Below are 22,087 nucleotides of genomic sequence, written 5' to 3' on the forward strand. Positions count from 1 at the left end.
CGGGATGACCGCGCCTCGCGCGAGGCGATGATTGCCACCTGCCGGAAGATGAACGCGGCCGGGCTCAACCAGGGGACGTCCGGCAACCTGAGCCTGCGCGTGGCGGAGGGCTTCCTGCTGACGCCCACCGGCATGGACTACGACGTGCTGGAGCCGGAGGACATCGTCCTCATGCGCCTGGACGGGAGCCATGAGGGGCGCCGTCTTCCGTCGTCGGAGTGGCAGCTGCACCGGGACATCCTGGTGGCGCGCCCGGAGGTGGGCGCGGTGCTGCATGCGCACTCCATGTTCTGCACCACGCTGGCCTGTCTGCGCCGGGGCATCCCCGCCTTCCACTACATGGTGTCCGCGGCGGGTGGCGTGGACGTGCGGTGCGCGGCCTATGCGACGTTCGGCACGGAGGAGCTGGCGCGCCGCGTGTTGGAGGCGCTGGAGGGACGCAAGGCGTGCCTGATGGCGAACCACGGCATGCTCGCGCTGGGCGCGGGCCTGGCCCAGGCCTTCAAGCTGGCGGTGGAGGTGGAGACGCTCGCGGCCATGTACTGGCGGGCGCTCCAGGTGGGCGAGCCGGTGCTCCTCGACGATGAGGAGATGGCGCGCGTGCTGGAGAAGTTCAAGACGTACGGGCAGCAGTCGCCACCCGGAGGTCGCTGAAGGCGCGCCTACGCCGCGCGCAGCGTGAGCACCGTCACCTCGGGAGGGACGCCCAGACGGAAGGGCAGCCAGTGGCCGGTGCCTCCGGACACGTAGAGCTGGTGGTCCCCGCGCCGATAGCGGCCGAGCATGTACTGGAATGCGAACCAGAACGCGGGCACGCCGAAGAACGCCACCTGCCCGCCGTGGGTGTGGCCGGCGAGCGTGAGCCGGGCGCCGCGTTCGGCGGCGTGGTTGAAGAAGTCGGGATGGTGGGACAGGCAGAGGACGACTTCGTCCGGGGCGGTGTCCTGGAAGGCCTTCTCCGCGGACTGGCGCATGCGCTCGGCCTTCACGCGGTGGCTGCGGCCGGACATGGGGTAGTCCACGCCGACGATGCGCACGCGTTGGCCGCCGTGCTCGATGACGTGGGAGGAGTCCACCAGCAGTCGCACCGGGCCGCCGCGCTCCTGGGATTGGGCGTAGGCGCCGAGGACCTCGTCCAGGCCGCGCCAGTGCTCGTGGTTGCCGAGCACCGCCAGCATGCCGTGGCGGGCGCGGCAGGACTCCAGCGCGGCCATGGTGCCGTCGAGCTGGTCCAGGTCGTCGATGAGGTCACCCGTCATCACCTGGAGGTCGACCTTGGCCTCGTTCATCGCGGCCACCGTCTCGCGCAGGTAGTGGGTGTCGATGAAAGTGCCGACGTGGACGTCGGTGATTTGCCCGATGCGAAACCCGTCCAGCGCGGCGGGCAGGCCGGGCAGGCGCACCTCCACCGACTTCAGCGTGAAGCCCGTGGCGCCGCCCGCCAGGCCCACCGTACTCGTCCCCGCCGCGAGCAACGGCACCGCGCGCCCCGCGTTCGTCAGCAGGCTGCGCCGGCTCATCCCACCCAGGGCAGGGGGTGGAGTGATGGGGGCAATCGCGTCGGAAGCGAGCGGGGCGGAGGGCACAAGCTCCGGGCTCTTCCTGTCCACCCACTTGCGCAGCAGGGCGATGGGCGTCCCGGCGAGCACGACGATGATGGCGGAGATGGACCACCCGACGGCGAGGATGCGCAGCGCGGCGGGCAGCTCCACGTGGGGGCCCGCCAGCAGGGGGAACAGCCACACGGCCAGGGAGCCCACCGAGCCACTCAGCAGCACCCACCGCCGCCATCCACGCAACAGGTCGGGCCAGAGCGCGCGCAGCACGGCCCATGCGCCCACATAGACCAAGAGGAGAAGCAACGGCCTGACCATCCACACACTCCCACGCGCTGAAGAGCGGGAGTCATAGCGGCGACCCGCCTGCCTCGCCGCACGAAGTGGCTCAATGTAGGAGAGGACGGGGCCTCGTGCGAGCCGGGCTCGGCCGGGAGCAGGGGAGCGCCGGGCCGCCCTCCCTACGCGCAGGCCGGGTGTGGCATTCCCGCGAGGAGCGAATCAGCGGTGGGTGCCGGGGCTGGCCATGCGCAGGTGCGCGTGCAGCGTCTCCGTGCGCAGGTAGAGGAACTGGGCGTCGCCGAAACCCAGCGCGTCGCCATCCGTGAGCAGGACCTCCTGCTCCGCGGTGAGCGACGAGGCGTTGACCCACGTTCCGTTCATCGAGCCCACGTCCTTCACCGAGCAGTCGCCCCGTGACTCGTGCCACTTCAGCGTGGCGTGGTGCTTGGAGACGGATGGGTCCGGGACGAGCAGCGTGCAGCCCTCCATCCTCCCCACGGTGAGTTCGTGGCCATCCATGGCGGGACGCAGGAAGTGGACCTCCAGCGCGTCGAAGCCCCGGAGCATGACGAAGAGGCGGTCCACCAGTCGGCTGCGATGGGCCATGCCCACGGTGCGCGCCTCACCCAGCCGCATCGCCACCTGCTGGAAGACAGGCTCGGGTGGTTGTTGGACGAGGACCACGGGCCCGGAAGCGTCGAGGAAGGCTTCCAGGGTTGCCAGGGCGAACGGGCGAAGTTGCTTCACGGACGGCATGGTGGCCGCAACTTAACCTGGAGGACGCGCTGGACGCTCGCGCCCTCCGCGCGCTCCAGGCTCCCGTCCACCAGACAACGCTCCCGTGCGAGGGCGCCGGAGCCCGCGCGACCAGGATGAGCGGAAGCTTTCACGACGGGCGTTCTCGCACCCAATCCATGCGCAGTGATTGCGGCGGGCTGTAATCCCAGACTCGGGAATGGGCTGAAAACATTTCAGATAGCGGCAATCAACGATAGAGGAGGAAATACAAACATTGCATATGGGCAGTGGGGCTCAGGTCGGTGAGCTCCATCACCAGGAGAACCCATATGAAAGCGCTGTCATTCATCGTGGTCGCGGGGCTCGCCGTTGGAATGCTCACGGGCTGTGGTCCCGAGACGTCTTCGCCCGAGGCCGTCTCCGGAGAGCTGGGCCCACGTTATGAGGCGACGCGCGCCGATGGCACGCCCGTGACGGTGCGGGATGCCTCGGGAGAGAACAACCTGAGCGCGCAGTCCATCGAGGGAGAGCGCACCCTCACCCAGGCGGCGTGCTGGGTGACGCTCCAGTGGTGTAGCGAGCCGGGCACCGGCGACATCGTCTGCACCCAGAACGGCGGCTGCACCACCGCGCAGTTCATCGCGGCGTGCATCTCGCTGGCTGAAGATATCTGCGGAATCTGAAACATCCGTGGATAGACAGCGTCAGTCCGTAAATCGGGCTGACGCTGTTCCGCTGCTTGCCTGATTCCTCTCACTTTCCGTGGGGCCTGACATGGTTCCAGGGAGGCGTGGGTGTGCGACATTGGGCAGCCGAGCGCGGGGCCCACGCACGCGGGGCATGCCAGGGTTGTGCGTGGTGCGGTGCGTCGTGAGACAAGGCTTTGCTCGGGTGACGTCTCCGGTTACATCCTCGTGACACAAACATCTGTGTTCGCACGAGGAGTCCTCGGACCATGTGGGAGCGAATGAAGAAGCGCGGCGCGTGGGTGCTGGCGTTGTCGTTGCTGGCGATGACCGCGTGTTCGGATTCGGAGGATGACGCGCCGCCGGACGCCGGGCAGGAGCAGCCCGACGGTGGCGGCACGCCCGACGCGGGGGACTCTGGGACGCAGCTGCCGGCGTTGGAGGTGCCTGAGGGCTGCAACCCGCTGGCGTCGGAGCACGACTGTCTGTTGCCGTACCCGTCGAACTACTTCCTGCAGGAGGACGCGGCGCTGCCGTCGGGTCACCGCGTGAAGTTGACCACGGCGGCGAAGCTGAAGATGAAGGACGGGACGCCCTTCGACTTCACGGACCTGCATCCGGCGGATGGCTATTCGCATGGGACGCAGATGCTCGCGCTGTTCCCGGGAGGCGTGGACGCGACGAACCTGCCGCCGGTGACGCAGCCCACGGCGGCGACCACGGGCGCCACGGTGGTGCTGGATGCGGAAGCGGGCACGGGGGTGCTGCACTTCGCGGAGCTGGACCCGCGCGCGCCGGATGATGCGCACCGGGCACTGCTGGTGCGGCCAGCGGTGCGGCTGCGCGGTGGCGCGCGCTACATCGTCGCGTTGCGCGGGCTGAAGGCGAAGGACGGGACGGCCGTGCCCGTGCCGGAGGGCTTCCGTCGCATCCGGGATGGGCAGACGGCGGGAGACCCGCTGCTGGCGCCCCTGGCCGCGCGGTACGAGGCGGACATCTTCCCGGCGCTGGAGGCCGCGGGTGTGGCGCGCTCGGAGTTGCAGCTCGCGTGGGACTTCACCACGGAGACGGAGGAGAACGTCACCCGGGACATGATGGACGTGCGGCGGCTCGCGATGGAGGCGCTGGAGGCCACGCCGCCTGTCGTGACTGTGACGGAGGTGAAGGACGAGGTGGACGCGAACATCTTCCGCCGCATCAAGGGGACGCTGCGGGTGCCGCTCTTCACGGAGACGGCGCAGGCGGGGGCGCTGCTGGCGCGTGACGCGCAGGGCCGGGTGAAGCGCAATGGCGAGGCGGAGGTGCCCTTCACGCTCCAGATTCCGCGGAGTGTCTGGGGCCAGGCGGTGGCGCCGGTGCGCTTCCTCCAGTTCGGGCACGGCTTCTTCGGCAGCCAGGGCGAGTCGGACGGCTCGTTCGTCCGGCCCTTCGTGCAGGCGACGAAGATGGTGGTGATGACGGTGGACTGGTGGGGCATGTCGCAGGCGGACGCGCCGGGGGTGATTGGCGCCATGTCGCAGCAGCCCGCGCAGACGCTGCGTTTCACGGACCGGGTGCACCAGGGCATGGTGAACCAGATGGCCGTCACCTACGCGGCGCGGACCACGTTGAAGGACCTGGCGGAGCTCAAGGACAACGGGGTGCTCGTGTATGACCCGGACCAGACGTACTTCTACGGCATCAGCCAGGGGCACATCCTGGGTGGGACGTACGTGGCGCTGTCGCCTCACATCTCGCGCGCCGTGTTCAGCGTGGGTGGGGCGGACTTCTCGCTGATGATGTTCCGGGCGAAGCCGTTCGCGATGTTCCTCCAGGCGATTGCGGCGGCGGTGCCGGACGCGTTGGACCAGCAGAAGTTCGCGGCGCTGACGCAGACGAGCTTCGACCGCATCGACCCGATTACCTATGCGCCGCACGTGGTGACGACGCTGTACACCGGTGGACCGGCGTCGCGTCGGGTGTTGGTGCAGTACGGGCTGGGGGATGCGCAGGTGCCCAACGTGGCCACGGAGCTGCACGCGCGGGCGATGGGGCTGACGCAGCAGTTGCCGGCGGCGTGGCGGGTGCCGGAGCTGCCGGTGTTCGAAGGTGCCATCGACAGCGCGGCGCTGGTGCAGTTCGACTTCGGGCTGCCCACGCCGCTGCCGGGCACGGTGGCGGACCTGCCGGCGCAGGACAATCCGGTGCATGAGGGCGTGCGGCGCAACGTGAAGGGCCGCGAGCAGGTGGACCTCTTCCTGCGGCCGGACGGCAAGGTGGAGACCACCTGCGGCGGCGTCTGCCTCGGCGCCAACTGACATCACTCGCATCCTGCACGGTCCGCGCTCATCGCCTGACGCGGACCGTGCTTTCAGCTTCGAGACCGCCCGTTCAAATCACCCTGTGGCGCTCTTGAGCAGGTGGTCGCCGTAGTCCTCGCGCAGCTTCGTCTTGAGGAACTTGCCGGTGGACGTGCGGGGAATCTGGGCGATGAAGAGGTAGTCGTCCGGCAGCCAGAATTTGGCGAACTGCTTCGCCAGGTGCTCGGCCAGCTCCTCTTTCGTCGCCGACTGTCCCGGCTTGAGCACCACCGCCGCCAGCGGGCGCTCGTCCCAGCGGGTGTGCCGCGCGGCGAACACCGCCGCCTCCAGCACCGCCGGGTGGCTCATCAGCGCGTTCTCCAGCGCCACCGACGAAATCCACTCGCCGCCCGACTTGATGACGTCCTTGCTCCGGTCACAGATGCGGACATACCCATCCGCGTCCAGCGTGACGACGTCGCCCGTCTTGAACCAGCCGTCGGATGTGAAGCGGTCCTGTCCCTCGCCGCCGTAGTACGAGCCCGCAACCCACGGTCCGCGCACCTCCAACTCGCCCATCGTCGAGCCGTCCCACGGCAACGGCTTGCCCTCCTCGCTCATCACCCGCGTCTCCACGAACGGCAGCGCGAAGCCCTGCGAGCCCTGCGCCGCCAGCTGCGTCTTCGCGTCCGCGTGGCGAAGCTCCTGCTTCACCTTCGCCATGGTGCCCACCGGGTTCATCTCCGTCATGCCCCAGGCGTGAGTCACCTCCAGCCCGTGCCGCTGCCGGAAGCCGTCAATCATCGCCGGAGGCGCCGCCGAGCCCCCAATCAACATGGTCCGCATCGCGCTCAGGTCCCACTTCTTCGGGTCCTGGTCCAACAGCGCGAGAATCCCCAGCCAGATGGTGGGCACACCACCCGCCACCGTCACCTTCTCCGTCGCCATCAACTCCAACAGCGACGGCGGGTCCAGGTGCGGCCCCGGCATCACCATGCGCGCTCCGGTGATGATCGCGTCGAAAGGCAGTCCCCACGCCGCCGCGTGGAACATGGGCACCACCGGCAGCACCGAGTCCGCCTCGCCAATGCCCGTCAAATCCTTCATGCAGCACACCAACGTGTGCAACACGATGGAGCGGTGGCTGAACAGCACGCCCTTCGGGTTGCCCGTCGTCCCCGACGTGTAGCAGAGCATCGCCGCGCTGTTCTCCTCCAGCGTCGGGAAGTCGAAGTCCACCGACTCCTTCGCCAGCAACTGCTCGTAGTCCAGCATCCCCTCCGGCGCGGGCCCCGCGTCCGGGATGACGATGACGTGGCGGATGCTGGGCACCTGCGCCGCGAACTTCTCGAACAGCGGCAACAGCGAGCGGTCCACCAGCACCACCGAGTCCTCCGCGTGCCGCGCGATGTAGGCCAGGTCGTTCGGGTGCAGGCGCAGGTTCAGCGTGTGCACCACCGCGCCCATCGCCGGAATGCCGAAGTACGCCTCCAGGTGCCGGTAGTGGTTCCAGCTCAGCGTCGCCACCCGGTCGCCCGCCTTCACCCCCAGCCGCGTCAGCGCGTTCATCAACTGACACGTGCGCCGGTGGAAGTCCGCATAGGTATAGCGGTGCGTCGTCTTGTCCGGATTGCGGCTGACGATTTCCGAGCGCGGGAAGTACGTCCGCGCGCGCTCCAGGAAATGCGTCAGGGTGAGCGGGAAGTCCATCATGCGTCCTGGAAGCATCGGCACCGTCCCTTCACTGCGAGGGGTAGGCCACCGATGCTACCGGATGCGCACACGAGCCAGCGTCCCGCGTCATGCGGCTCGTTTGTTATCGCACTGCGTCAGCCGAAGAAGACCTGGGCGACCTCGAAGAACTCCTTGGGCACCTTCTTGAGCTCCTTCGTCGCGGCGGACAGGTCCACGCTGATGATTTCGTTGCCCTTGAGCGCGGCCATCTTCCCGAACTCGCCTCGGGCCACCATGTCGCAGGCGTGGACGCCGTAGCGGGTGGCGAGCACGCGGTCATGCGCGGTGGGTGCGCCGCCGCGCTGGATGTGGCCCAGCACGGACACGCGCGTCTCGAAGCCGGTGCGGCGCTCGATTTCGTGCGCGACGATGTTGCCCACGCCGCCCAGGCGCGGCCGGCCTGCTTCGTCCAGCGCGCCGCTGGTGACGAGCTGCTCGTTCTGGTCCGCCGCCAGTTTGATGCGCGTGCCTTCCGCGACGACGACGATGGAGAAGGTGCGCCCGCCCGCGTGACGGCGCTGGATGTGCTCGGCCACGCGCTCCAGGTCGGCGGGAATCTCCGGGACGAGGATGACGTCCGCGCCGCCGGCGATGCCCGCGTAGGTGGCAATCCAGCCCACGTGCCGGCCCATGACCTCGCAGACGATGACGCGCTTGTGGGACTCGGCGGTGGAGTGCAGCCGGTCCACGGCCTCCGTGGCAATGGCCACGGCGGTGTCGAAGCCGAAGGTGAACTCCGTGCCGTTGAGGTCGTTGTCGATGGTCTTCGGCACGCCGACGATGCGCAGCCCCTCTTCCGACATGCGCGTGGCGGCGGACAGCGTGCCCTCGCCGCCGATGGCGATGACGGCGTGGATGCCATTGCGTTCAATGGCGCGCTTGACCTTCTCCAGCCCGTTCTCGACCTTGAAGGGGTTGACGCGCGAGGTGCCGAGGATGGTGCCGCCCCGGTGGAGGATGCCGGAGGTGGTCTCCCGCGTGAGGCGGAAGTGGTTGTCCTCGAGCAGGCCCTTCCATCCGTCTCGAAGGCCCATCATCTCGAAACCGTGGGCGGTGGCGCGGCGGACGATGGCGCGGATGACGGCGTTCAGGCCGGGGCAGTCACCCCCGCCGGTGAGCACGGCGACTTTCATGGGGAAGGTTGTATCGCGCCCGGCGCCATGCGTGCTCGCGAAGTTTGCCCGAGCGCTCTCCGAAGGACGTGGCGACCCCTAGCCGAACACCGAGGGGCGCCGGTGCGTCCAGGGGTGCGCGGACTCGAGCTGCGCGGCCAGCCGGAAGAGGGTGGCCTCGTCGCCGAATCGGGCGATGAACTGGACGCCCACCGGCAGCCCCTCCGGGCTCCAATGGAGGGGCACGCTCATGGCCGGGTTGCCCGCCATGTTCGCCATGGGGCAGTAGGGCGTGAAGGCCGCCGAGCGGAACAGCGGAGCGAGCGGCTCGTCGGGCGGGGAGGCGAAGGTGCCCAGCGTGGGCGCGGGCTCGGTGACGGTGGGCAGGAGCCACACGTCCACGTCCTCGAAGCGTCGGGCGAAGGCGCGGCCGAAGCGCAGCACTTCCGCCTGGGCGTGCAGGTAGGCCGTCAGGCCCTGGCTCAGTCCGAACTGGTAGAGCGCCCACGTGAAGGGCTCGAAGTGCTCGGGCTCCGGGGTGCGGCGCATGCGCCGGCCCAGGCCCTCGATGCTGTTCACCACGCTTGCGGCCCAGGCCGTCATGAAGTGCTGTCCCAGCTCCTCGTCGCCCGGTATCTGCAGGCTGCCTTCGAGGACGGAGTGGCCCAGGCCCTCCAGCAGCCGGGCGGTGGCGGCGACCGCGGCCAGGCACTCCGGGTGGACGGGGGCGCCCACGGCGTTGCGCAGCGTCAGGCCGATGCGCAGGCGTCCAGGTGGCGCGCCGACCTCCATGCTGTAGGGCCGCGTCTTGGGCGGGGCGATGTAGGGCGCACCCAGGTCGGGGCCCTCGGTGGCGTCCAGCAGGGTGGCGCTGTCTCGCACCGTGCGGGTGAGGGCATGCTCGCCCACCAGCCAGTGGACGCTGTCCGTCAGCTCCGGTCCGGTGGGGTTGCGGCCCCGGCTGGGCTTGAGGCCAAACAGGCCGCAGCTCGACGCGGGGATGCGGATGGAGCCGCCGCCGTCGGAGGCATGCGCGAAGGGCACCATGCCGCTGGCCACCGCCGCCGCGGCGCCGCCGCTGGAGCCTCCGGGCGAGCGCGTCACGTCCCACGGGTTGCGACAGGGGCCGTGCAGCGCGCCCTCCGTGGTGGGCAGGAGGCCCAGCTCCGGCGTATTGGTTTTTCCCAGCACGACGAGCCCCGCGCGCAAGTGGCGCTTGACCAGCTCACTGTCGTGGTTCGGCGAGAAGTCCTTCGTGAAGCGCGAGCCGAAGCTGAGCGGGTAGCCCTCCTGCGCGGCGAGCAGGTCCTTGAGCAGGAACGGCACGCCGGTGAAGGGGCCCTGGGGAAGGGGCGCCTTCGCCCGCGCGCGCGCCGTGTCGAACTGCGTCTGCACGACGGCGTTGAGCTTCGGGTTGCAGCGCTCGATGCGAGCGATGGCCGCGTCCACCAGCTCCAGCGGCGTGACTTCCCCGCTGCGGACGAGCTCGGCCTGGGCGGTGGCGTCGAGGCTGACGAAGGGGTCCATCCGTCGACTCTACCGCTTTCCTCGTCGACACCTTCGCATGCGGGCCGCCACGCATGACGCGTTGCGTTTGTGTGGTATCGGAAAGAGACAGTTGCAGCAGTTGTCACAGACGCGCCTCGTGGTGAACGCGTTCCTGACTCAGGGCTCGTGTTGGAGGTGGGGCTTCTATGCTCGTGTGCGCCTCTTTCGCGAGCGGAGAGCCTCCTTGCACCTTCGAGTCTTCGAGTCCGAGCAGGACGCGGCCGTCGCATGCGCCGCGCGAGTCCGCGAGGCGGTGACGTCTCATCCGTCGCTGGTGCTGGGGCTGCCCACGGGGCGCACGCCGCTCAACGTGTACCGGGAGCTGGTGGCGTTGCATGAGCGCAAGGCGGTGGACTGGTCTCGCGCGCGGACGTTCAACCTGGACGAACTGCTCGGGGTGTCGGCGGAGGACGGTGGTAGCTTTCGCGCGTACATGGACCGGCACTTCTTCCGGAAGGTGAACCTGTCGGAGGAGCGCATCCACTTCCTCGACGGCGCGGCGCCGGACGCGGAGGTCGAGTGCGCGCGCTACGAGGCGGAGCTGGCGGCGGAGGGTGGGCTGGGGTTGGTGCTTCTGGGCATTGGCGCCAACGGGCATCTGGCCTTCAACGAGCCCGCGGAGCAGTTGCAGGCGCGCTGTCACCGGACGCGCCTGAGCCGGGAGACGCGGGAGGCCAACGCGATGCTCTTTGGTGATGACCCGAGCCACGTGCCGTTGGAGGCGCTGACGTTGGGAATGGGGGCGCTCATCCAGTCGCGGCGCGCGATGCTGCTGGCGTTCGGCGAGGGCAAGGCGGAGGCGGTGAAGGCCATGATGGAGGGCCCCGTGACTCCGCGCTGCCCCGCGTCGTTCCTGCAACTGCACCGCGACGTGGAGGTGTGGTTGGACAGGGCCTCGGCGAGCGCCCTGTCGGCGCGGACTCAGTAGCGCGTCGGGTTCGCGTTGCGGACGAGGCGCGGCGACATCAGCTCGCGCAGCTTGCCGAGCAGGGTGAGGAACTCCTCGCGGTCCTCCTGGCCATCCACGGCATCTTCGGCGAGCGAGTGGATGCGCGCGAAGCCGCGGTCATCCGTCGGAGTGGTGCCGCGCAGGAGGTCCGCGGTGCCGGCGACGGCGAGGGCGAAGCGCAGGTCGGAGGAGGTGGTCGACAGGGACTCGCGCACCTGGTGGCGCGGCAGGGTGAAGCGTTGCTCGGCGACCTCGGAGTCGCCGGGCTTCTTGGCGCGCACGCGGACGGTGGCCACGGTGGAGCCTTCTCCGGTGAGGTCCAGTTCGTAGAGCGCGGTGACGGTGTGGCCCGCGCCGATTTCGCCCGCGTCGACGGCGTCCTTGCGGAAGTCGTTGTCGGCGATGGCGCGGTTCTCGTAGCCGAGCAGCCGGTAGCCGCGCACGGCGGTCGGGTCGAACTCCACCTGGATTTTGACGTCCTGGGCGATGACCTCCATGGTGCCGCCGAGCTGCTCCTGGAAGACGCGGCGGGCCTCGCGCTCCGAGTCGATGTAGTAGCAGTTGCCGTTGCCCTTGTTGGCCAGGCGCTCCATCAGGTCATCGCGGTAGTTGCCCATGCCGAAGCCGATGGTGGAGAGGGTGACGCCTTCCTTCACGTAGCGGCTGATGCTCTCCAGCATGGCGTCCGCCGTCTGGTTGCGGCCGAGGTTGGTGTCGCCGTCGGTGAGGACGACGACCCGGGAGACGCGGTTGGCTCCGGCCATGCGGACGGCGTGCTGGTAGGCCAGCTCCAGGCCGCTGCCCATGGCGGTGCCGCCGCCGGAGGAGAGGCCGTCGATGGCGGCTTCGATGACCTTGCGGTCGCGCGCGGGCGTGGTGTCCAGGACGGTGCGCACGTCACCGGCGTAGGTGGAGATGGTGACGGTGTCGGCGGGGTTGAGGCCGGCGACGGCGAGCTTCATCGACGTCTTGGCGAGCTCCAGCCGGTCCTCGCCGTTCATGGAGCCGCTGGTATCCACGAGGAAGACCAGGTGCGTGGGCTTGCGCTGGGCCTTGGCGACGTGGCGGCCCTGGAGGCTCACCTTGAGGATGTGCTGGCTGGGGGCGAAGGGGGAGGGCGCGGCTTCGAGCGCGACGTGGAAGGCGCCCTCGTCGGGCTTGGGCTCGGGGACGCGGTAGCGGAAGTAGTTGACCCATTCCTCCACGCGGACGGTGTCGGCGGAGGGCAGCCGGTCTCCCTTCACTGCGCGGCGGAAGAGGGCGTAGGAGGCGGTGTCCACGTCCACGGCGAAGGTGGAGAGCGGGTCGTTCTCGGTGCGGGTATAGGCGTTGGAGGCGAGGCGCTCCGTGCGCTGGCTAGGGGCGGGGGCCTCGGCGTAGGCGCCGGAGTTGAAGTGGCGCATTGGCTTGCGTTGGAGGGAGTCGACAGTGGAGGGCGCGCCGTCGTTGCCGTAGGCGGTGTTCTCTCCGAAGGTGCGCATGCTCTTCGCGTAGGCCACGTCCGGGTTGCCGGCGAGTGACGAGGCGGTTGCCCCGAAGTGCTTGCGGATGTTGTCGCCGAACAGGGTGACCACGCCCACGAAGGCGAGCACGAGGGACAGCAGGGAGTAGAGGACCTTCAAGCGCTTGCTCATGGAGCCTCGGGGCGTGGAGGGAGTCGTCATGCGTGAGCTACTCGTCGCACGAGTGCTTCACGCCGCGCGTCCGTCATTCGCCCGAGGTCGGTCAACGGGAGGAGGTCGGTCATCCGACCGATGCGGCCTCCCGCTCACGTCGGGTTTCAGCTTCGGTCCGACTCCTCGGGTGGAAGGCGACTCAGGCGCCACACGTTCCAGGCCTCAAGGGCCGTCGTGGCCGCGACGTAGAGGATCAGGATTCCTATGGTTTTCGCGGCCCACGTCACGCCAAAGAACATCGCGCACAGCCACAGGGCCAGAAGGAACAGGACCAGTCGGCTGCCGCTGCGGACGCGGATTGCGGACTGACGGATGCGGGTGGCTCGCTTCATGGTCGACCCGGGACTCGTTTCAGCGAAAGGGTTCGAACCCAACATGCCGCGCGCAAAGTTGTCGAGTGCTTCGTGGCCACGCGGCATGTCACGGCGAAGAGGACTCGAAAGACAGGTCGTCAGGGTGGCGACCCTCGAGGCCGGTCCCTGTTCAGCCCGGTCGCGTGTTCGCGGTGACGGTGGGCTTCGCCTGCGTCGCGCGAGTCGGCGCTTTCGCGGGAACAGCCTCGCTCTTCGGCTTCGCCTTGGGTGCCACCGGTTTGGCGACGACCGCGCTGCGCGCCGGCGCTGCTGACACCTTGGCGACGACCTTGGGGCGCACGGGGGCCACCGGCTTCGCCGCCACCTTGGGCCCCGCCTTCTTGCTCACCGGCGCCACAGCGGGACGCACAGGCGCCACGGGCTTCGCCACCACAGCCACCACGGGCCGAGCACGCGCCGCCACCACGGGAACTGGACGAGGCGGCGGCTCCGGCGGCCGTGTCCGCACCCAGGCCGTGAGCACCTTGGGCACGTAGTACTCCGTCTCCCCATTCCTCGGCACGCGCCCATCCACCGCGCCAGGCCCCGCGTTGTACGCGGCCACCGCGAGCCTCACGTCCCGGAACCGCCGGAGCTGCTCGGCCAGATATCGCGCGCTCCCATCCAACGCGGGCGCCGGGTCGAACGGGTCCTCCACCCCCAGCATCACCGCCGTGGTGGGCATCAACTGCCCAGGCCCCATCGCGCCCGCCGGAGAGATGCGATGCACCCGCCCCTCCGACTCCACCAGCACCAGCGCCTGCAACAATCCCGCGGGCAGCCCGTGCCTCCGCTCCGCCCGCGCGATGAGCGGCTCCAGCGGCTCGTGCCCATCCAGCACGCACGACGGCCGGTGCGCCACATACGTGCGCAGCGCGTTCACCTTCATCTCCAGGAAGGACAGCGACAGCGGCGACACGTGCGTGTCACCCAGCCACGCAATGGCCGTGTTGATGAGGACCACCGGCGTGACAGCCGCCAGCCCCACCCACGCCCACCACGGAATGCTGAAGCCACCCAGGGCCCGCTTGCGCGCCACACTCCACCCTTAAGTGCGCTTGGCTCCCCCGTCCAACTTCCGGCGCCCCTCCCGTGTCCCAGGCGGCACTCGCAGTCCGTCCAGCACCAGCGTCGTGAGCGCGTCCGGCAACTCCAGCGGATTGCCGATGTCCTCTTCACTCAACACCGCCAGCAGCAGCCGCTCCACCGCCCCCACCACCGCGAGCCCGCTCACCGCTGGCCGTATCGGCCGCAACAGCCCATGGGTGTGCGCCTTCTGGGTGATATCCACCGCATGCCGCGACACCTCCCGCGCCAGCTGCGCCACCTTCCGCCGCGCACCCACCGCCGGCCCCCGACTCTCCTGGAGGTACAGCCGCACCACGCCGGGGTACTGCAACAGCGCGCTCGCGATGACGGCCGCCATGGCGCGGTACGCCTCGAACATCGCCTCCACGCCCCGCGCCTTCCCGAGCGCCTGGCCGCACGCCTCCAACCCCGAGAGCAGCTCGCCCCGCACCGGCTCCAAGAGCGCCTCCACGAGCGCCGCCTTGTCGACGAAGTACCGGTAGAACGTCCCCTTGGCCACCCCCGCCGCCTGGGTGATGTCGTCGATGGTCACCGCGTCCAGCCCCCGCTCCACGAAGAGCCGCAACGCCGCGTCCTCCAGCTCCTTCGTCCGCTCCCGCCGCGCCGTCTCCCTCGGGCCACCCGGCCGCCCCGGCCGCTTGTCCGCCTCCACGCCCCTGGCCTTCGTGCCGTCGCGGCTCACCATCGTGCGCTCCGACTCATTGCGTGATAGAAAAAGAGTGACCAAATAGTCATGATATTGAGGGCGGGGAGTCGGCCGGGCGCCCCGCTGGAGAGCGACGATGATCGGCATCCCTCTGGGCTGGGCGTACTCCAATTTCGGCGAATGGGCGCTGCACAAGTACGTGCTGCATGGCCTGGGTCGACACCGGGGAAGCTTCTGGGGCTTCCACTGGCACGAGCACCACCAGGCGTCCCGCAAGCACGACATGCTGGATGACCAGTACCTGCGCTCGCTGTGGACCTGGTCCGCGCAGACGAAGGAGCTCCTGGGGCTGGCCGCGGTGGCCCTGGCGCACGCGCCGCTGTTCCCGGTGGCCCCCTTCTTCGTGGGCACCGTGTGGGCGTGCGCGGTGAACTACTACCGCGTCCACCGCCGCGCGCACCTGGACCCCCAGTGGGCTCGGGAGCACCTGCCCTGGCACTACGACCACCACCTGGGCTCGGACCAGAACGCGAACTGGTGCGTGACGCACCCGTTCTTCGACAACCTGCTGGGCACGCGGCGCGAGTACCTGGGCGTGCAGCCCTCGGCCTCCACGGCGCCGGTGCCCATGGGCACAGGGGAGCGCCTGACGTCCGCGTCCCCCGCGCACCCGTGACGCGGGGTTAGAAGACGAGGTCGAAGTAGTTCGCCTTGGCACGCACGCCCGCGCACGCCTCGATTCTCGCGTTCCAGTCGCGCGTGGGCAGCGAGCCCCGTGCCTCGAAGGTCAGCTCGAGCGCGTCCTCGCGGGCCATGTCCAGCAGGTTCACCGCGCCGCTGCCGGTGAGCCGGATGGACTGCGTGGGCGACGTGTTGGTGCGGCGGTACTCGCCAATGAGGATGCTCTCGCTGGTGCCCGGGCGGACCACGGAGACGCTGGCGCGCTCGATGCCACTCAGGTCCGTGCTGGACGTCACCTCGAAGCCCTTGAGCCGCAGCTCCGTCTCCACGTCGGTGTCCTGGGGGAGCACCTCGTCGAAGTCACCCAGCGGGAACTCCATCGAGTACTCGATGCTGAGGGTGCCGGGGAAGGCCGCCGGGAAGTCGACGTCGGGTTCGGCCTTGCAGATCTCCTCGGCCTCCGCCTCGATGAAGAAGAGCGAGTCGCAGCCGGTGGCGACGAGCGCACAGGTGGAGAGCACCAGGGCGCGGAAGGAATTCGTTCGCATGGTGTGTCTCATGGCTCAGAAGAAATAGAGGAGGAAGCCCACCTTCACGGAGGGGATGGTGGCGCGCACGGTGAGGTTTCGCGCGGTGATGTCCGACTCGTCCGTGGCGTCTTCGATGAGCGCGCTCGCGTCGTCCACGCCCATGCGCACGTAGCTCAGGCCCAGGTGCAGGAAGAAGTTGAACCGGTTGGCGGCGCCGATTTCGAGCCCCACGCTGCCGGCGACGTAGTCGTAGCTGATGTCGCGGATGGCGGACGTCGCCGACGTGGGCGTGGCGCCCAGCCAGTCCACCACGTCGTTGTAGTCGGAGCCGAAGTAGTGCCCGCCCTCCACGTTGATGGAGGGGGAGATGAACGTCTGCATCGGAAGGAGGCTGAGGCCGCCCCGAAACCCCAGGCTCAGCGTGTTGGTGGTGGGACCTGCTTGCAGCCGCAGCCAGGGCAGGGGCTTGAAGACCGCGGACACGCCGATGCCGTGGGGCGCGCCCGCATCCACCAGCAGTCCCAGTCGGTAGGGCTCCGCGCCCGCCGTCTCCTCCTGCGCGTGGGCGGCGGCCCCGGTGGCCACCGCCACGAGGCAGGCCAGGGCCGTGCCATGTCGTCGGAGGGATGCCGCACGTCGTCTCGTCGAAGGTGTTGCCATCGTCATGTGCTGTTCCACGAAGGATGTCCGGCCCGGCGAGCATCATTCGGCGGCGGGCGCGGAAACGGAAGTCGCGGGGATGAAAATGATGAGCCCTCACGGCCGAGGCGCGGAAAGCCCTGGGTTCCTGGCGCGAGGATTCTCGGTCGAGCGGAGCGCTGCCGCGTCATGCGGGGCAGGCAGGCGCGAGCCACCCACGCGCGTCGACTTCTTGCTGGAGGGACTCGCACGCGCGGTGAAGGAACGATTAGAGTTCAACTTCCAACAACAGCGGTCCGGGGGGCGAGGATGTCTCACAGCAAGGTCACCGCGCGGAAGCTCACATCGGGCCTCGGATTGCCCACGGGCGAAGCCCACACCCTGGTCCTCAAGCGCCGTGCGGCCGTCGTGGTGGAACTGGACGACCTCAACTTCCACTCCGGCAGCGCCGTGCTGCTGCCCGCGCCTCACGCGCGCGAGAACTGGCGCGAGGGCCACACGGGCGGACTGACGTGTGTCATCCGCGCGCTCGAGTATGCGCTGGAGAAGAAGCAGACGCTGCTCGTCGCAGGGCACACCGACAGCGTCGGAGGGGATGGCTCCAACCGCGCCTTGTCGAAGGCCCGCGCGCAGAACGTCCATGACTTCCTGACGGGCGACAAGGCGGGCTGGGCCTCCTCGTGCGCCGAGCACACGGTGCAGGACTACCAGACGGTCCTCACCTGGGTGGCGGACGAGTACGGCTGGAACTGCGACCCGGGTGGCATCGATGGCCAGCACGGAAAGCGCACCACGGCGGCGCTCGAGGCGTTCCGCAAGGCCGTGGAGGCCGCGCACGGCTCGAAGCCGCCGGATTCGCGCGCGCCGGGCGTGGAGGATTGGAAGGCCGTCTTCCAACTCTATGAGACGTATGTCGCGGGCCGCGTGGACCTGACGGCCGCGCGGGGGGCGCTGAGTTTCGCCACGCCCGCGGTGCTCGGGTGCGGCGAGGACTGGCCCATCGAAGGCCAGGGCCAGGACAACCTTCGCTCCCAGGTCAACCGACGCGTGGAGCTGGTCTTCTTCGAGGAGCCGCCGCCGGACTTCTCGCGCCAGAGTCCTCCGGGCGCGCAGCTCTATGGGGCCCAGGGCGGCTACCAGCGCAGCTATCTGCCCATCACCCCGCGCCACACCTTCTTCTTCTCTGTCTGAGGCGGCTGTCCTGCCCTCAGCTCGCGTGGAGCCATCATGCCCGTTCCGGAAGTCCTGAGACTCTACGGACGTACCGATGTGTTGACCGCGGTGGGAGACCAGCAGCCGCCCACCAGCACCCCGGCCTGGAACGCGGCGACGCGCCACCGGAACGTCACGCGGACCATCACCCTGCACTACACCCACGGCTGGGTGGCGGGGAACTGGCAGGCGCCCGCCACGGACTGGTACGGCGCCACCTTCAACATCGACCTGGATGGGACGCTGTTCCAGTGCGAGGAGATGATTGTCCGCACCAACCACGTGGGCGGCGCGCCCGACTTCTCCGGGCAGTACAGCTTCGTCAACCTCACGTCCATCGGCGTGGAGCTGGCGCGCTTCGGCAAGATTCAGCAAGGCCCCGCGCTCTACAGCGTCAATGGCTATCCCGGCATCGACTTCCAGACCGTGACGACCTTCCCGGACGAGTGTAATTACAGCACCCATCCGGGCTCGAAGACGGGCGGCACGCGCCGGTACAAGCTGGGCAAAATCAATGGCGGGACGGTGCTCCAGAGCACCAGCGCCAGCCGCTCCTACTACTACATCAAGGTCGCGACGTTCGACGACGAGCGCAATGACAACCGCGCCACGTACCCGATGGACGTGCTCTTCACCGAGGAGCAGTACCAGACGCTGGTGAAGTGGGCGAAGTGCATGTGCGAGATGAATCGCATTCCCAAGGCCTTCCTGCTGCATCCGGCCACCGGCGTCGAGCAACCCTGGATTGACGTCCAGGACCTCATCGAGCTCAACACACCCGCGGTGCTCCAGAACAAGGAGCGGGTGCGCTCCTTCCAGGGAATCATCGGGCACAACAACATCCAGGCGGACCGCTCGGACCCGGGCGCGTCCATGGACTTCTACCGGCTCAAGCGCGGCGTCAGCGACGAGTGGTGGTACCCCGTCAACCTGGACGACACGACGCGGGCGCTGAACTACCTTGAGACGGCGCGCTCCGCCGACTACATCGCGATGACGGCGTACAACGTCGCAAGCCGTCGCGTGGACTACTTCACCGAATGCGAGGGCACGGGCGGCGGCTACTTCCCGGTAGGCCTCAATCGCTTGTGGCACGGCGGCATCCACCTCCCCTCGGGGGAGAACGCGAGGCCCGTCTATGCCATGGCCAACGGCCGCATCGTCGCCGCGCGGGTCGTCAACGGGCTGGTGCAGGGAGTCGAGCCTCGCTACAGCCGCTGCTTCGTGCTCGTGCGTCATGAAGTACACGTGCGCGAGGACGCGAACCGCGAGGGGGAAATCGACTACGGGGCGGACTCCACGGAGACCGTCTATTCGCTCTACATGCACCTGCGACCGGAGGTGATTGCACGCAGCGACGCGGGGGCCGCGGTGGTCGACTACGCGGCGCATCCGGACTGGCTCAATCACTATTTCATCGACCATCCGACGGACCAGGCGCCCGACAACGGCGACATCTTCTATCCCGACCAGACCGTGCTGCTCAGTGACCTGGTGGGCCACTCGGGCACGTACATCACCGGGATGGATGCCACCGGGCCCGTGTATGGGCCCACGGTGCATGTGGAGGTCTTCACCACCGCGGACGTGTCCCGGTTCGCCGACAGCCCGTGGGTGGATGCGGCCAACCGGATGGAGGACACCACGGAGGACCTGGTCTGTGACTTGCCCGCGCTGGACGACTGGCTCCAGGGGCGGGGTTATCCGCCCATCACCCAGGTCGATGTCCGCACGGCGGTGAGTGACTTGCGCCAGGTGGCCGTGCGCTTCCGCAGCGAGTGGAGCCTGCAGACGCGTGAGCAGCTCACGCAGACCATCGTCGTGGGGCAGCCGGCCGTCGAGGTGGCGCTGACGCAGGCGCTCACCAACGAGCAGTGGGAGGCGAACATCCGGCCTCTGTGCTTCCACACGGACATGCAGGGCGTCGCCACCGAGGCTGTCATCGGGCCCTTCCTGGGCGACTCGCATGTCTGGCACCTGCACCCGCTCGTGTTCATGCAGTGGATGAACGAGCGCGTCGCGCGGCATGAGCAGATTCTCCGCTCCCAGGACAAGACGCGTGGACAGGTGACGAGCACCATCGCCGTGGAGAACGGGTACGTGGTGCGCTTCGTGAACCCCGTCCCCTCCGTGGCGCCTCCCCAGGGGTACGCGGAGGTCCGGTGGAACGACAATCTCTACGAAGTCACCGTGGACCGGCTCTGTGATTTGACGGCGCTGGCCGCGGCGCCGCAGCAGACGACACGCTTCCGGATGCGCCTGCTGGATGCCCTGGAGATGATCAACGACCGCCAGCACGGCGTCACGGTGCTGCTGAGCCATGTGGCGGTGGAGGTCAATGCGCTGAGCGCTCGGGCGGGACGGCACCTCGCGGGGAACGCGGTGGATGTCCGCCCTGGTAACGGCACCACGGTGGCGGCCTGGTACGAGTTCATCCAGACGGTGCGGCGCGTGGTGACGTATCTGAACAACCGCGAGGGCGTGGGCTCGGTGGAGATGGAGATGTTGCAGGACGCCGACGGTGCGACTCGACCCCAGGTGGATGCGACGGCCAACAGCCGGGAATGGCTGACGCGCCTGCTCGCGGCGACGGCCGCCACGGATGCGCAGTTGACGGCCGTCACGCCCGGGTTCGCGACGCTCCAGGCGGAGCTGGGGCAGATGCGGCTCCACCTGCACGCGCCTTGAGGTCGGTGACAAGATGGTTCCCATGAGCGCGAGCCAGGAACGACAACGCCCCGAGTGGGGGCCGTCACGGCGGGTGGTTCCGTGCCGGCGGCCCGGCGCAATCCCGAGTCGCTCTGGAGTCGAGGGAGGTCGTCCATGGGGCGTCGGGTGAGTGTGGTTTCGCGAGGGGCGGGTCGTCTGTGGGAGGGCATGGCGTTGCGTCTGGCGCTGGGGTGGATGGTGGCGGTGTTGCCGCTGCTGACCGGTGCCTGTCGGCAGGCGGTCGCCGCGGAATCGTCCTCGACGACGCCAGGGCTTCAGCAGCGGACCTCGGTGGCGACGCCTGGCACCGCGCCGTCCACGTCGGCGCCAGTGGTTCAGCCGCGAACGGTGGGGACGTCGCTTGCCGGCGCGACCACGGGTGCGGTGCCTTCACCAACCGTGGGGACCTCATCCTCCGCCCCGTCCTCTCCATCCCCAGCGGGCCCGGCGCTGCTCGGTGTGAACCCCGCGCAGGCCCTCCAGGACACGGAGTCGGCGCTGCAGCCCGTGCGCGCGGCTGTCGGACGCAAGGACTTCATCGCGGCGGCACGGGACATCGAAGCGCTGCTCCAGGCGGACCTGCCGCGCTTTGTCTCCCTCTGGGCGACGGACCCGGGGCTCGCGCCGCTGCGTGACAGCGAGCCGGGACGGGCGTTGGCCGCGCGGCTGCCTCGGCTCGAGGCTTCCTGGCGGACCGCGCTGACACAGGGGCTTCCCGTGGTGTGGTGGAAGCCCGCGGCGCCACGGAGCGAGGAGGGCGATGACTCGGGAGCGTTCACGACGCCGCCTCCCGCGTTGCTCCGCGCGGGCGTCTATCTGCCCAAGCAGGGCCGCTTCGTGCCGGCGGGACCGCTGGAGCCCGGCGCCATCACCGCGCGCCTGTCGACCGACCGCGCGAGTGTGCTGCTGGTCCGAGGGGCACTGGGGTTGGGCCTGACGTCGATGCTCACGGACCTGGAGGTGAGCGTCCGTGATGCCGTCACAGGGAGCCCGATGACTCCCGTGCGGAGCCCCACTCCGGACTATCGCGGCCCCCAGGCGCTCCAGTGGAGCGAAGTCCGAGGCAAGTGGGCCTTCCGCGTCCAGAACGGTGACCAGACCAATCCCACACAACCCCAGTTCAGTGGGTGGCGTGACGTGGCCACTGAGAGCGGTCATCGCAATCGTTCCGTGTCGGCCCAGGGTGAACTGGTCTCCGAGGGCTCGGTGCTCATCGGGTTCCCCGACGGCTGGATGAGGGACGGGGGGAAACTCGTCGAGCAGTCGACGCAGCGGAGCATCCCGCACGACACCGTGCCGGCGAAGCACCCCTTCCTCCAGGCCGTGACGGTGGGTGACGCGCTCTGGATATCGTCCGTGGAGTCCTGGTGCGATGCCTCGACGCCGGAGCCGACGAGCATCCTGCGCCACGTCGTGGAACGCGTCGCACGCGACAACAAGCGCGTGCGCATCCACGAAGGACCGGGCGGCGCCTCGCTGATGCCGCTGCCGGACGGGGGCCTCATCGTCCAGATCGACAAGGAGGCGCGGCTGTTGCCCGCGAACGTGACGACGTGGAAGGCCGCGACGGCCTTGCCGGAAGGCGTGCTCCTGACCACGCCGCTCCAGCCCAAGGTCTGTCACGCGCTCTGACGCCGTCCTCGGTGAGCGTCAGGGTAGAGGTGTGAT

19 protein-coding genes are annotated in these 22,087 nt (G+C 69.0%); 8 read left to right on the forward strand and 11 right to left on the reverse strand.

The window, feature by feature from the left end; genetic code table 11:
- Positions 1–27: 27 nt before the first annotated feature.
- On the forward strand, positions 28–654 hold the full coding sequence (locus HUA74_RS34180; protein ID WP_174457985.1) for a class II aldolase/adducin family protein: 627 nt from the start codon (positions 28–30) through the stop codon (positions 652–654).
- 8 nt (positions 655–662) lie between these two features.
- Here the strand turns inward: HUA74_RS34180 and HUA74_RS34185 are convergent, their stop codons facing one another.
- Complete coding sequence (locus HUA74_RS34185) at positions 663–1,874, reverse strand: metallophosphoesterase (protein WP_174457909.1); 1,212 nt, start codon at positions 1,872–1,874, stop codon at positions 663–665.
- A 183-nt stretch (positions 1,875–2,057) separates the two neighbouring features.
- A complete protein-coding gene (locus HUA74_RS34190; RefSeq protein WP_174457910.1) occupies positions 2,058–2,594 on the reverse strand; it encodes an FHA domain-containing protein in 537 nt (178 codons plus the stop codon).
- A 311-nt stretch (positions 2,595–2,905) separates the two neighbouring features.
- Here HUA74_RS34190 and HUA74_RS34195 point away from each other — a divergent pair, with 311 nt between their 5' ends.
- Both HUA74_RS34195 and HUA74_RS34200 read left to right on the forward strand, forming a co-directional pair.
- Positions 2,906–3,259: a hypothetical protein gene (locus tag HUA74_RS34195; protein WP_141645029.1), complete on the forward strand. Its 354-nt coding sequence runs from the start codon at positions 2,906–2,908 to the stop codon at positions 3,257–3,259.
- Between the two features lie 272 nt (positions 3,260–3,531).
- Complete coding sequence (locus HUA74_RS34200; RefSeq protein ID WP_174457911.1) at positions 3,532–5,559, forward strand: hypothetical protein; 2,028 nt, start codon at positions 3,532–3,534, stop codon at positions 5,557–5,559.
- A gap of 78 nt (positions 5,560–5,637) precedes the next feature.
- Here the strand turns inward: HUA74_RS34200 and HUA74_RS34205 are convergent, their stop codons facing one another.
- The 3 genes from HUA74_RS34205 to HUA74_RS34215 all read right to left on the reverse strand — a co-directional run bounded on the left by HUA74_RS34205 (position 5,638) and on the right by HUA74_RS34215 (position 9,914).
- A complete protein-coding gene (locus tag HUA74_RS34205; RefSeq protein ID WP_174457912.1) occupies positions 5,638–7,269 on the reverse strand; it encodes a long-chain fatty acid--CoA ligase in 1,632 nt (543 codons plus the stop codon).
- Between the two features lie 101 nt (positions 7,270–7,370).
- Positions 7,371–8,408, reverse strand: a complete 1,038-nt coding sequence (locus HUA74_RS34210; RefSeq protein WP_141645032.1) for a 6-phosphofructokinase — start codon at positions 8,406–8,408, stop codon at positions 7,371–7,373.
- Between the two features lie 78 nt (positions 8,409–8,486).
- Positions 8,487–9,914, reverse strand: coding sequence for an amidase (locus HUA74_RS34215; RefSeq protein ID WP_174457913.1), 1,428 nt, complete (start codon positions 9,912–9,914; stop codon positions 8,487–8,489).
- 205 nt (positions 9,915–10,119) lie between these two features.
- On the opposite strand from HUA74_RS34215, the gene HUA74_RS34220 reads away from it, so the two are divergent.
- Positions 10,120–10,863, forward strand: a complete 744-nt coding sequence (locus HUA74_RS34220; RefSeq protein WP_174457914.1) for a glucosamine-6-phosphate deaminase — start codon at positions 10,120–10,122, stop codon at positions 10,861–10,863.
- Here the strand turns inward: HUA74_RS34220 and HUA74_RS34225 are convergent.
- From HUA74_RS34225 to HUA74_RS34240, 4 genes are all read right to left on the reverse strand, one after another.
- Positions 10,857–12,548, reverse strand: a complete 1,692-nt coding sequence (locus tag HUA74_RS34225; protein WP_254625371.1) for a von Willebrand factor type A domain-containing protein — start codon at positions 12,546–12,548, stop codon at positions 10,857–10,859. The two genes, HUA74_RS34220 and HUA74_RS34225, sit on opposite strands and share 7 nt — an antisense overlap.
- Before the next feature lie 116 nt (positions 12,549–12,664).
- Positions 12,665–12,892: a hypothetical protein gene (locus HUA74_RS34230; RefSeq protein ID WP_174457915.1), complete on the reverse strand. Its 228-nt coding sequence runs from the start codon at positions 12,890–12,892 to the stop codon at positions 12,665–12,667.
- A 151-nt stretch (positions 12,893–13,043) separates the two neighbouring features.
- Positions 13,044–13,952, reverse strand: coding sequence for a transglycosylase SLT domain-containing protein (locus HUA74_RS34235; protein ID WP_174457916.1), 909 nt, complete (start codon positions 13,950–13,952; stop codon positions 13,044–13,046).
- 9 nt (positions 13,953–13,961) lie between these two features.
- Positions 13,962–14,687, reverse strand: coding sequence for a TetR/AcrR family transcriptional regulator (locus HUA74_RS34240; RefSeq protein WP_174457917.1), 726 nt, complete (start codon positions 14,685–14,687; stop codon positions 13,962–13,964).
- Between the two features lie 97 nt (positions 14,688–14,784).
- Here HUA74_RS34240 and HUA74_RS34245 point away from each other — a divergent pair, with 97 nt between their 5' ends.
- Complete coding sequence (locus tag HUA74_RS34245) at positions 14,785–15,324, forward strand: hypothetical protein (protein ID WP_254614155.1); 540 nt, start codon at positions 14,785–14,787, stop codon at positions 15,322–15,324.
- A 7-nt stretch (positions 15,325–15,331) separates the two neighbouring features.
- Here the strand turns inward: HUA74_RS34245 and HUA74_RS34250 are convergent, their stop codons facing one another.
- The gene (locus tag HUA74_RS34250; RefSeq protein WP_141645039.1) at positions 15,332–15,877 is read right to left on the reverse strand and encodes a hypothetical protein; all 546 of its coding nucleotides are present in this window, start codon (positions 15,875–15,877) and stop codon (positions 15,332–15,334) included.
- A 15-nt stretch (positions 15,878–15,892) separates the two neighbouring features.
- Positions 15,893–16,525 (reverse strand): hypothetical protein, encoded by a 633-nt coding sequence (locus HUA74_RS34255; RefSeq protein WP_174457918.1) that lies wholly within the window; start codon positions 16,523–16,525, stop codon positions 15,893–15,895.
- A gap of 282 nt (positions 16,526–16,807) precedes the next feature.
- Between HUA74_RS34255 and HUA74_RS34260 the strand changes: the two genes are divergently transcribed.
- The 3 genes from HUA74_RS34260 (at position 16,808) to HUA74_RS34270 (ending at position 22,051) form a co-directional block, all read left to right on the forward strand.
- On the forward strand, positions 16,808–17,689 hold the full coding sequence (locus tag HUA74_RS34260) for an OmpA family protein (protein WP_174457919.1): 882 nt from the start codon (positions 16,808–16,810) through the stop codon (positions 17,687–17,689).
- Positions 17,690–17,725: 36 nt separating this feature from the next.
- Positions 17,726–20,398, forward strand: a complete 2,673-nt coding sequence (locus tag HUA74_RS34265) for an N-acetylmuramoyl-L-alanine amidase (RefSeq protein WP_174457920.1) — start codon at positions 17,726–17,728, stop codon at positions 20,396–20,398.
- 189 nt (positions 20,399–20,587) lie between these two features.
- Positions 20,588–22,051, forward strand: a complete 1,464-nt coding sequence (locus HUA74_RS34270; RefSeq protein WP_174457921.1) for a hypothetical protein — start codon at positions 20,588–20,590, stop codon at positions 22,049–22,051.
- Positions 22,052–22,087 lie beyond the last annotated feature (36 nt).

It is taken from the genome of Myxococcus sp. CA051A (assembly GCF_013336705.1).
Taxonomy (GTDB): domain Bacteria; phylum Myxococcota; class Myxococcia; order Myxococcales; family Myxococcaceae; genus Myxococcus; species Myxococcus llanfairpwllgwyngyllgogerychwyrndrobwllllantysiliogogogochensis.